The sequence below is a fragment of the Collinsella sp. AF33-16 genome, assembly GCF_003475325.1.
Lineage (GTDB): Bacteria > Actinomycetota > Coriobacteriia > Coriobacteriales > Coriobacteriaceae > Collinsella.
Genome location: NZ_QRQC01000011.1, coordinates 80558 through 90654, shown reverse-complemented (window position 1 = coordinate 90654; position 10097 = coordinate 80558). Strand labels below are relative to the sequence as shown.

Here is a 10097-nt window from a genome sequence, read left to right as displayed (position 1 = left end):
GGACCCGTTCAGGCTGTTGCGTTGAGATTGAAAATCAACCCGCGTGTCACAGCGGAGCTGATTCAGTTGAGATTGCCTGAACATTCCGCCCCTCTTTACGCCCTCGGGTATACTCAAAAGCTACTGATTCGATTTGATGCCCAGCAACAGCAGAGGGGATAGTTATATGTGCGGTTTTGTCGGTTTTGTCGGTGGGACGGATAACCAATCCGAGGTGCTCACCAAGATGATGGACCGCATCGTCCATCGCGGTCCCGACATGGGCGGTCAGTTTATCGACGGCCGCGTTGCCCTGGGCTTCCGCCGCCTGTCGATCCTCGACCTGACCGAGGCCGGCGCTCAGCCCATGGCCAATGAGGACGGCAGCGTCGTTATCGTCTTCAACGGCGAGATCTACAACTTCCAGGAGCTTCGCTCCGAGCTCGAGGCCAAGGGCTATAAGTTCCACTGTGGAGCCGACACCGAGAGCCTCCTGCACGGCTACGAGGAGTGGGGCGAGGCAGTACTCGATCGCTTGCGCGGTATGTACGCCTTCGTCATCTGGGACAAGAAGAAGAATAAGCTTTTTGGCGCCCGCGATATCTTTGGCATCAAGCCGCTCTACTACTATCCCATGGCCGATGCGGGCGACGGCGCTCCGGGCGTGCTCTTCGGTTCCGAGATCAAGAGCTTCCTGGACTACCCGCACTTCCACAAGGCGGTCAACAAAAAGGCCCTGCGTCCGTACATGACGCTGCAGTATTCGGCAACCGAGGAGACCTTCTTCGAGGGTGTCTACAAGCTGCCGCCGGCGCATTACTTTACCGTCGATATCCCGACCGGCAAGATGAACATCGAGCGCTACTGGGATTGCGATTACTCTGCCGTCGAGAAGCCGTTCGAGGAGTACGTCGACGAGCTGGATGAGGTCGTGCACGAGAGCGTCGAGGCCCATCGCATCGCTGACGTCAAGGTCGCGTCGTTCCTCTCCGGCGGCGTCGACTCCAGCTACATCGCCGCTTGCCTCATGCCCGACAAGACCTTCTCGGTGGGCTTCGATTACAAGAATTTCAACGAGACTAACTACGCCAAGGAGCTTTCCGATAAGCTCGGCGTCGAAAACGTTCGCAAGATGATTACCGCCGACGAGTTCTTCGGTGCGCTCGAGGACATCCAGTATCACATGGACGAGCCGCAGTCCAACCTGTCTTCCGTGCCGCTGTGGTTCTTGGCCGAGATGGCCCGCAAGGACGTCACCGTCGTGCTTTCGGGCGAAGGCGCCGACGAGCTCTTTGGCGGCTACGCCTACTACGAGGACACGGTCCCAGTCCGCAAGTACAAAAAGATGGTGCCGCTGCCCATCCGCCGCGCGCTCGGTAACCTGGCGTTGCATATGCCGTACTTCAAGGGACATAACTTCCTGGTCAAGGGTGCCGAGATCCCCGAGAAGTCGTTCCTGGGACAGGCTCTGGTATGGCCGGAGCGCGAGGTCGACGGCGTGCTCAAGCCCGAGTACAACACCGGCGATGGCGCCTTCGAGCTTGCCGCTCCCATCTATGCGCGCGTGAAGGGTCAGCCCGAGCTGGTCAAGAAGCAGTACCTGGACATGAACATGTGGCTTCCGGGCGACATTCTGCTCAAGGCCGACAAGATGTGCATGGCGCACTCGCTGGAGCTGCGCGTGCCCTTCCTGGACCGCAAAGTCATGGAGTTCGCCGAGCACATTCCCGACCGCTACCGCATCAACGAGAACGGCAACAAACAGGTACTCCGCCACGCTGCCAACAAGTCGCTGCCCGATGAGTGGGCCACCCGTCCCAAGGTGGGCTTCCCGGTGCCGATTGTCTACTGGCTGCGCGAGCAAAAGTGGTACGACTATGTCAAGGAGTACTTCACCGCGCCGTGGGCAAGCGAGTTCTTCGATACCGACGAGCTCATGCACCTGCTCGATCTGCACTTTGCGGGCAAGGGCGATTTCCAGCGCAAGATCTATACGCCGCTCGTGTTCCTGGTGTGGTACAAGCGCTTCTTTATCGACGAGGACCAGCCCGCTGTTCAGGCTGCCTAGCCTCGGCTTACGAACGCCTGCGCGTAACGGCTCCTCCGGGAGCCGTTTTTGCGTGGGTGCGTTTCAGTTACTATAAAAACCGTCCCTGCCAAATGGCTGAGAAAGGCGAAAGATGCACCATTCGGATTCCGCGACCGTGACCACGGTCGATACGCTTGCCAAGCTTCTCGATGTGTGCGGCGAGCTGCGCGCATCAGAGCAGGTTGACGAGCGTGCCGTGACCGGCTGCTCGTTTGATTCGCGTGCGGTCTCGGCAGGTGACGTGTTCTTTTGCAAAGGCGCTGCCTTTAAGCCCGCGTTTTTGAGCATGGCGCTCGATGCGGGCGCCGTCGCATTTGTGTGCGAAGAGTCGCTGGTCGAGTCTCTGGAGCCGCTGGCGCAGGAGAGCGGTGCTGCGATGCTGGTTGTTGATAGCGTTCGCACGGCCATGGCCCTGTTGCCGCCGGAGGTCTACGACCGTCCCGACCACGACGTCAAGATCGTGGGCATCACCGGTACCAAGGGAAAGACCACGGCCGCTTTTATGCTCCAGTCCATCATCAAGGCAGCGGGCGAATCCTGCGGCATGATCGGCTCGGTGAGTACCGACGATGGCATCGAGTGCTACGAGAGCACCAATACTACGCCCGAGGCCCCCGAGGTCTGGCGCCATATCGCCAACTGCCGTGAGTCCGGTCGCCAGTCCATGGTCATGGAGGTCTCGAGCCAGGCACTCAAGTACCAACGCGTCGAGAATCTGCCGTTTGACGTGGCGTGCTTCCTCAACATCGGCCGTGACCACATCTCACCGATCGAACACCCCACGTTTGAGGATTATTTTGAGAGCAAACTCAGGATCTTTGACCAGGCAAAGACCGCCGTGGTGAATCTGGGCACCGAAGAGGTTGACCGTGTGCTGGAGGCAGCGTCGACGGCCGAGCGCTTGGTGACCGTTGGCGTCGAGCATCCCGAGGCAAGCCTGTGGGCAAGCGATGTCCGCGTGGTCGGCTTTAACATCGAGTTTAACCTGCATGGCCTGTGTGCCGACGAGTCCGAGGCGGGGGAGAAGGTCCTGCTGGGCATCGCGGGCGACTTTAACGTGGAAAACGCGCTGGTCGCTATCGCCGCTGCGCACGAGATCGGCATCGGTATCGAGGCTATCAAGAAGGGCCTCTCCAAACTGCGTGTGCCGGGCCGTATGGAGGTCGTGGAGTCGAAGGATGGCCGCGTGATCTGCGTCGTTGACTATGCGCACAACCAGCTTTCGTTCCGTTCGCTTTTCTCGTCGGTCAAGCGCGCGTTTCCCACTAGTCCAGTCATTGCAGTGTTTGGCGCTGCCGGCGGCAAGGCGCAGGAGCGCCGCGAGCAGCTTCCGCGCGAGGCCGCACCATATTCCGACCTGATGATCTTTGCCAACGAGGACCCGGCTCACGAGGACCCGATGAAGGTCTGTCGCGAGCTTGCCGAGCATGTTCCCGACGATACGCCGAACGAGATCATCCTCGACCGTGAAGCCGCTGTGCATGCGGCGTTCAAGGCGGCGCGCGAGGAGTACGTCAACCCCAATGCTCCCACCATTGTCTTGCTGCTGGCAAAGGGTGACGAGGAGCTCATGCACGTGGGCGACGAGTTCGTGCCCATCGAGAGCGACCTTTCGTTGGCCAATCGCCTGATCGATGTTACCCAGTTTGACTAATGAACCATGATGGCGAAGGCGCCCTGAGTGCGCTGTCGCCATAAACGTGTTCCCTCAATCAAAACATGCCGTCCAAGTCCAAACCCTTCTACGTAAACGGAGTAACCATGTCCCACAACACCCTGCCGACCGTTGCCGAGCTTTCGGGCGAGATGCGCGAGCGCTTGGCCAAGGTCAAGTACGTCTTTACCGACCTGGATGCCACGATGCTCGCACCCGGCTCGTGCGTGCTGTGCGACAACGACGGCAACCCCTCGACCAAACTCGTCGAGGCCGTCGTGGCACTTGCCCGCGCTGGTATTCAGGTGGTTCCCACCTCGGGCCGCAACCGTACCATGATCCACGAGGACGCGCGCGTGCTCGGCCTCAACTCTTACATTGGTGAGATGGGCGGCCTGGTCATGTACGACCTCAAAGCCAACGATTGGGAGTATCTGACTGGCGACATGCCTTACGACCCCGTCTGCGGCCTTACTCCGCACCAGGTGATCGAGCAGACCGGCGTGTGCGAGAAGATCCTCGCCCGCTGGCCGCACAAGATCGAGTATCACAACGACATGTCGACCGGCTACAAGTACCGCGAGGTCACCGTCGGCATGCGCGGCGATGTGCCCGACGATGAGGTCCAGGCCATCCTCGACGAGGCCGGCTGCGGCCTGGTGTGGGCCTGTAACGGTCACCTGACGCATCTGTCCAAGCCGACGACGCTCGAGCTCGATCGCGTCGAGGACGGTCGCGCGTTCAACATCAACCCCGCGGGTCTCAACAAAGGCGTCGCCATTGCGCGCTTCTGCGAGCACCTGGGGATCGAGCGCGAGGAGACGCTCGCGCTCGGCGACTCCGAGTCCGACTTCTACATGGCCGATCACGTGGGCACGTTCTGTCTGGTCGAGAATGGCCTGACGAGCGCCGGCGCGCCCGAGTTCCTGGCTGCTTGCGAGAACGCTTTCGTTACGCGCGGCAAAATTGTCGACGGTTGGGCGGCGACGGCAGAGCTGCTGGTCGCGGCGCGTTCGTAGCGCGGCGTCGCCGCACTTGGACATGTCTTTTCGAGAGAGACTGGTGAGGTAATGTCCGATATCGAGAATCCGACAGGCGACACGCGCCCGATTGGCGTGTTCGATTCTGGTTTGGGCGGTCTGACGGTTGCGCGCGCCATCGCGACGGCGCTGCCGCATGAGTCCGTCTACTACTTCGGCGACACCAAACGCTGCCCCTACGGCACGCGCACCGAGGATGAGGTGCGCTCGTTTGCGTTGCAGGCGGGCCGTTGGCTGTCGAAGCACGACGTCAAGATTATGGTCATCGCCTGCAACACGGCGACAGCTGCGGCCTTGCGTCTGGCCCAGCAGGTGCTCGACGTTCCCGTGATCGGCGTGATCGCGCCGGGTGCCCGTGCGGCAATCAACAGCACCCGCACGCGTCGCGTGGGCGTGCTCGCCACCAACCTCACCATTCGCTCGGGCGCTTACACGCGCGCCATTCAGGACCTAGATGCCGGCGTCGACGTATACGGCTGCCCCGCCTCGAGCTTTGTCGAGGTTGTCGAACACGAGCTCGCCTCGGGTGCGCATCTGCAAGAGCAGTGGCTTGAGAACGAGGACATCTTCGATACGCCTGCCGTGCGTGCGCTGGTGGGTGCCACGGTTGAGCCGCTGCGCGACCACGGTATCGATACCGTGGTGCTCGGCTGTACGCATTTTCCGCTGTTGGTGGGACCTATCCGTCATGCGCTGGGGCCTGGGGTGCGCGTCGTGAGTTCCGCCGAGGAGACCACGCGCGAGCTGACCGATATCCTCACGCGCCGCGAGCAGCTGGCGGGCGACGCCGCCGAGCCGCAGCATCGTTTTGCCACGACGGCCGATAACATTGCCGAGTTTGCGGTGGCGGGCAGCTTTATCTTTGGTCAGCCGCTCAAGAGCATTGAGCATATCGATATCGATGAGCTGAAATAGATGTAAGGCCGCCGCCAAAGCCTTCGCCACATTTTTTGCCGAAAGGATCTTTCTATGGAGTACATGCAGGTCAACCGCGCCAACGGCCGCGCCGCCAACGAGTTGCGTCCCGTTAAGCTCACCCGTGGCGTCATGAAGCACGCCCACGGTTCGTGCCTGGCCGAGTTCGGCGACACGCGCGTGCTGTGCGCCGCCACTATCGAGGAGGGCGTGCCGGGCTGGCGAAAGGGAGCTAAGGCCGGTTGGGTGACCGCGGAATACGCCATGCTGCCGACGTCGACCGGCAAGCGCTGCAAGCGCGAGCACGCCAACCGCAAAGGCCGCTCCATGGAGATCGAGCGCCTCATTGGTCGCAGCCTGCGTACCGTCGTCAACATGAAGGTGCTCGGCGAGTACACCGTCACCGTCGACTGTGACGTGATCCAGGCCGATGGCGGTACGCGTACGGCGAGCATTACCGGCGCCTGGGTGGCGCTGCACGACGCCCTCGCCATGTGGGTCGAGGCAGGCAAGATCGAGCGCATCCCGCTTACCGGCCAGGTGGCTGCCATCTCTATGGGCGTTGTCGACGGCAATACGCTGCTTGACCTCGATTATTCCGAGGACAGCCACGCCGAAGTCGACATGAACCTCGTCGCCACCGACACCGGCGAGATGATCGAACTTCAGGGTACCGGCGAGCAGGCGCCCTTCGACCGTAAGCGTCTCAACGCCCTACTCGACCTGGGCGACAAGGGCGTTGCCGAGCTCATCGAGCTTCAGCGCCAAGCCCTCGCCTAACCTGCCAAAAAGGGATGTTAATTTTGGTAGGTTTTATCTGGGAAAACGTCGAAGTATAAGGTTTCTGTCGCCAGGGAGGGGAGAGGGCTCGAGGCCAGTTTCCCTTGGGCGGCATTGCTATAGAGACAAGGAAGCCAGTCATGGCACTAGAGAAGATCGATATCGACACCCTCGACCCGGCGGCGACCATCGTCGTGGCAACGGGCAATGCCCATAAGCTCACCGAGATCGAGGCCATTTTGGGCAAGGTCATGCCCGAGGTTCGCTTTGTGGCGTTGGGTCAGCTGGGTGATTTTGAGGACCCCGAGGAAAACGGCACGACGTTTTTGGAGAACGCCATCATCAAGGCGCAGGCCGCGGTAGAGGAGACGGGGCTTATGGCCATCGCCGACGATTCGGGCCTGGTCGTTGATGCCCTGGACGGTGAGCCGGGCGTGTACAGCGCACGCTATGCGGGCGTGCACGGCGACGATGCCGCCAACAACGCCAAGCTCCTCGTGAATCTGGAGGGCGTGGCCGACGAGGACCGCACCGCGCGTTTTATGAGCGTCGTCGCGCTTATCGACACGGACGGCCTGGTCACTTATGGCGAGGGCGCCTGCGAGGGCGCTATCGCACACGAGGGCCGCGGCGATCATGGTTTTGGCTACGACCCACTGTTCCTGCCGGTCGACACGCCGGGCAAGACCATGGCCGAGCTGACGGCGGACGAGAAGAACGCCATCAGCCATCGATTCCATGCGCTCGAGCATCTGTCCGCCAAACTGACGGGCGAGGAGTAAGCCGTGCGTGCGGTGGTGCAGCGCGTACTCAACGCCGGCGTGACGGTCGACGGCGAGTGCGTGGGTAAAATTGGGCGCGGCTATCTGGTGCTGCTGGGCGTGGGCCACGGCGACACGCGCGCCGAGGCCGATAAACTGTGGGGCAAGCTCCGGGGCTTGCGCATTAACGAGGACGAGAACGGCAAGACCAACCTGGCACTTGCCGATGTCGACGGCGAGGTTCTCGTAGTGTCGCAGTTCACGCTGTTCGCCGATTGCCGTCACGGCCGCCGCCCATCGTTTACGGATGCCGGCGCCCCCGATGTCGCCAACGAGCTCTACGAGTACTTCCTGACGCTCGTTCGCCAAGATGTCGAACACGTGGCGCACGGCATCTTTGGCGCCGACATGAAGGTCGACCTCGTCATCGACGGCCCATTCACCATCGTCCTCGATACCGACAATCTGTAAGTAGCCAAATTAGCTACTTGCGCGTGTTTGTAACAGGGTGCTATAGTATTAGAGTTTTGTCTATCTTAGGGGTATTATCCCCTTTTTGAATTGCACCTTCTGGAGGCCCTGTTCATGGAAGAGATGGAAGTCAATCACGTCGACGACATCCACGAGAAGCTGACCGATATGGTGGGCGATCGCGTCAAGGTGAAGGCCAACATGGGCCGCACCCGCGTCGTCGAGCGCATGGGCACCATCAAGAGCGTCCACCCCGCCGTCTTTATCGTCGAGGTCGACGAGCGCCGCGGGCGCAAGTCGCGTCAGTCCTACCAGTATATCGATGTCCTCACCGGTCAGGTCGAGCTGTTCGATCCCGAGAGCGGCGAGCATATCTTTACCCCGCTCGGCAATCAGCTCGAGGAGCATTAACGGTGACCGATCGGTCCCTGACTCTTTCCGCGCCGGCAAAGATTAACCTCTACCTGGGGGTTCATACCGAGCGCGATGACCGCGGCTACCACAGGGTCGATTCCCTGATGGTAGCCGTCGGTCTTTCCGATGCCGTGACGGTCACGCCGGCGCAGGCGCTGACCGTCCAAACGGTTCCGGCATCAGATTTTCCCATGCAAAAGAATACGGCGTATCGGGCTGCGGTTGCTATGGCCGAGCATTATGGTCGCGAGGCAAACATCTGCGTGACGATTGAGAAGCGCATTCCATTGTGCGCCGGCTTGGGCGGTCCCTCGACGGATGCGGCCGCGGTCATTGTCGCCTTGGCGGAGCTCTGGGGAATTGATCGCTCCGACCCCGCGCTCGACGACATTGCGCGGGGCATTGGTGCTGACGTCCCGTTCTTTTTGCACGCGAGCCCTGCGTTCTACGTAGGTGGGGGAGACGTGCTGGCAACTGAGTACCCTGCGCTGCCCGCAACGCCCGTCGTGTTGGTCAAGCCGCGCGAGGCAAGTGTTTCGACAATTGAAGCCTATCGACGTTTTGACGAGGCCCCGGTGCCTGCGGACAAGCCCGGCGCGATAGCTTCTGCCTTGCGTGCTGGTGATGCCGAGACGGCATATGCGCTCATCCATAACAACCTGGGTGTCATTTCCGCACAGATGGAGCCGCAGATACAAACGGTTCTCGATTGTCTGCGTAAACAAGACGGCACCGTTGCTGTAGATGTGTGCGGATCGGGCGCCTGCTCGTTTGCCATTTGCGACACCGCTGCCACGGCCGAAAGGCTTGCCGACGCTGCCCAGCAAAACGGCTGGTGGGCCTGCGCGACGGAGCTCATTCCCAACACGGTTCGCATCGAAGTGCCAAAGAAGTAAAAATTTCTCTAGCACACGACGGAAATCTTTGTTACTATAGTCGAGCTAACGGGTTGTGGCTCAGTTTGGTAGAGCACTGCGTTCGGGACGCAGGGGTCGCTGGTTCAAATCCAGTCAACCCGACCAGAGCATGAGGAGGGACCGCTTCTTGCGGTCCCTTTTTTTAGCTATTGTTGTGATACCGCGATACCCGCGGTATACTCATTCGAGCTTGTCTCGCTGTATTGTGGAGGTCTACATGTTTGGACTGAGGGCTCCTGAGCTCATCATTATTCTCGTCGTTGTCCTGATTATCTTCGGGCCCAAGAACCTGCCGAAGCTCGGCAAGTCCCTCGGCTCTACCGTCAAGAATATCCGCGAGGGTATGGAAGGCGACGATAAGGCCGAGACCAAGCAGGCCGAGGAGGTCGTGGTCGAGCAGTCCGAGGAGGACAAGGAGATCGCTGAGCTCGAGGCCAAGCTCGCTGCTGCCAAGAAGAAGCAGGCAGAGGACAGCGACGCGGACGCAGAGTAGTCCCATCCCTTTGGGGTGAGCACCTGACCGGCTTGCCCGCAGGCTAGCCGGTCTTTTTCGTTTTGTTGACAGTTGATTGTTTGATCAGAGTTGGGGAGATATCCGTATGGACGCAAGCCAGATCGTACTGACCGCTGAGGGCCGCCAGAAGCTCGTCGAGGAGCTCGCTTGGCGTGAGGGCGATTACGCCAAGGAGATCGTCGAGGACATCAAGGAAGCCCGCGCGTTCGGCGACCTTTCGGAGAACTCCGAGTACGATGCCGCCAAGGACAAGCAGGCCCAGAACGCCGCTCGTATTGCCGAGATCCAGGCCATCCTTGCCAACGCTCAGGTTGCTGCCACCACAGGTGATCTGACCGTCTCCATCGGTTCCACCGTTTCTCTGATTGATCCCAACGGTGAGGTCATGGAAGTCACGCTCGTCGGTACCACCGAGACCAACTCGCTCGAGCACAAGATTTCCAACGAGTCTCCGGTCGGCCACGCCATCATCGGTCACGGCGAGGGCGACTCCGTCGAGGTCGTTACGCCTTCCGGCAAGACTCGCGTCTACACCATCGCCAAGATTGCACGCTAGACCACGG

General features: G+C 60.7%; 11 protein-coding genes and 1 tRNA gene. All 12 read left to right on the top strand.

Going from position 1 to position 10097, the window contains the following annotated elements:
- Nucleotides 1–166 precede the first annotated feature (166 nt).
- The 12 genes from asnB to greA all read left to right on the top strand — a co-directional run bounded on the left by asnB (nucleotide 167) and on the right by greA (nucleotide 10090).
- Nucleotides 167–2047 carry an asparagine synthase (glutamine-hydrolyzing) gene (gene asnB / locus DWZ52_RS05725; protein ID WP_117563808.1) on the top strand — a complete coding sequence of 627 codons (1881 nt, stop codon included), beginning with the start codon at nucleotides 167–169 and terminating at the stop codon, nucleotides 2045–2047.
- A 112-nt stretch (nucleotides 2048–2159) separates the two neighbouring features.
- Nucleotides 2160–3722 carry a Mur ligase family protein gene (locus DWZ52_RS05720; protein WP_118385101.1) on the top strand — a complete coding sequence of 521 codons (1563 nt, stop codon included), beginning with the start codon at nucleotides 2160–2162 and terminating at the stop codon, nucleotides 3720–3722.
- Nucleotides 3723–3829: 107 nt separating this feature from the next.
- Nucleotides 3830–4741, top strand: coding sequence for an HAD family hydrolase (locus tag DWZ52_RS05715; protein ID WP_117563806.1), 912 nt, complete (start codon nucleotides 3830–3832; stop codon nucleotides 4739–4741).
- Nucleotides 4742–4792: 51 nt separating this feature from the next.
- The gene (gene murI, locus DWZ52_RS05710) at nucleotides 4793–5677 is read left to right on the top strand and encodes a glutamate racemase (protein ID WP_117716881.1); all 885 of its coding nucleotides are present in this window, start codon (nucleotides 4793–4795) and stop codon (nucleotides 5675–5677) included.
- Nucleotides 5678–5731: 54 nt separating this feature from the next.
- The gene (gene rph / locus DWZ52_RS05705) at nucleotides 5732–6457 is read left to right on the top strand and encodes a ribonuclease PH (protein ID WP_117716882.1); all 726 of its coding nucleotides are present in this window, start codon (nucleotides 5732–5734) and stop codon (nucleotides 6455–6457) included.
- A 140-nt stretch (nucleotides 6458–6597) separates the two neighbouring features.
- On the top strand, nucleotides 6598–7239 hold the full coding sequence (gene rdgB / locus DWZ52_RS05700; protein ID WP_089572533.1) for an RdgB/HAM1 family non-canonical purine NTP pyrophosphatase: 642 nt from the start codon (nucleotides 6598–6600) through the stop codon (nucleotides 7237–7239).
- A gap of 3 nt (nucleotides 7240–7242) precedes the next feature.
- On the top strand, nucleotides 7243–7689 hold the full coding sequence (dtd, locus tag DWZ52_RS05695; RefSeq protein ID WP_118385100.1) for a D-aminoacyl-tRNA deacylase: 447 nt from the start codon (nucleotides 7243–7245) through the stop codon (nucleotides 7687–7689).
- 114 nt (nucleotides 7690–7803) lie between these two features.
- Nucleotides 7804–8100 (top strand): Veg family protein, encoded by a 297-nt coding sequence (locus DWZ52_RS05690; RefSeq protein ID WP_006234957.1) that lies wholly within the window; start codon nucleotides 7804–7806, stop codon nucleotides 8098–8100.
- Nucleotides 8101–8102: 2 nt separating this feature from the next.
- Nucleotides 8103–8999, top strand: a complete 897-nt coding sequence (gene ispE, locus DWZ52_RS05685) for a 4-(cytidine 5'-diphospho)-2-C-methyl-D-erythritol kinase (RefSeq protein WP_233509048.1) — start codon at nucleotides 8103–8105, stop codon at nucleotides 8997–8999.
- Nucleotides 9000–9048: 49 nt separating this feature from the next.
- Nucleotides 9049–9125 (top strand) — tRNA-Pro (locus DWZ52_RS05680).
- Between the two features lie 112 nt (nucleotides 9126–9237).
- Nucleotides 9238–9513: a twin-arginine translocase TatA/TatE family subunit gene (gene tatA, locus DWZ52_RS05675; RefSeq protein WP_022094895.1), complete on the top strand. Its 276-nt coding sequence runs from the start codon at nucleotides 9238–9240 to the stop codon at nucleotides 9511–9513.
- Between the two features lie 106 nt (nucleotides 9514–9619).
- On the top strand, nucleotides 9620–10090 hold the full coding sequence (greA, locus tag DWZ52_RS05670) for a transcription elongation factor GreA (RefSeq protein WP_006234960.1): 471 nt from the start codon (nucleotides 9620–9622) through the stop codon (nucleotides 10088–10090).
- Nucleotides 10091–10097 lie beyond the last annotated feature (7 nt).

What these genes read in the sequence shown, in the direction of transcription:
- DWZ52_RS05690 (WP_006234957.1), top strand. Translation starts at nt 7,804, where the DNA reads ATGGAAGAGATGGAAGTCAATCACGTCGACGACATCCACGAGAAGCTG.
- murI (WP_117716881.1), top strand. Translation starts at nt 4,793, where the DNA reads ATGTCCGATATCGAGAATCCGACAGGCGACACGCGCCCGATTGGCGTG.
- greA (WP_006234960.1), top strand. Translation starts at nt 9,620, where the DNA reads ATGGACGCAAGCCAGATCGTACTGACCGCTGAGGGCCGCCAGAAGCTC.
- DWZ52_RS05720 (WP_118385101.1), top strand. Translation starts at nt 2,160, where the DNA reads ATGCACCATTCGGATTCCGCGACCGTGACCACGGTCGATACGCTTGCC.
- DWZ52_RS05715 (WP_117563806.1), top strand. Translation starts at nt 3,830, where the DNA reads ATGTCCCACAACACCCTGCCGACCGTTGCCGAGCTTTCGGGCGAGATG.
- rph (WP_117716882.1), top strand. Translation starts at nt 5,732, where the DNA reads ATGGAGTACATGCAGGTCAACCGCGCCAACGGCCGCGCCGCCAACGAG.
- tatA (WP_022094895.1), top strand. Translation starts at nt 9,238, where the DNA reads ATGTTTGGACTGAGGGCTCCTGAGCTCATCATTATTCTCGTCGTTGTC.
- rdgB (WP_089572533.1), top strand. Translation starts at nt 6,598, where the DNA reads ATGGCACTAGAGAAGATCGATATCGACACCCTCGACCCGGCGGCGACC.
- asnB (WP_117563808.1), top strand. Translation starts at nt 167, where the DNA reads ATGTGCGGTTTTGTCGGTTTTGTCGGTGGGACGGATAACCAATCCGAG.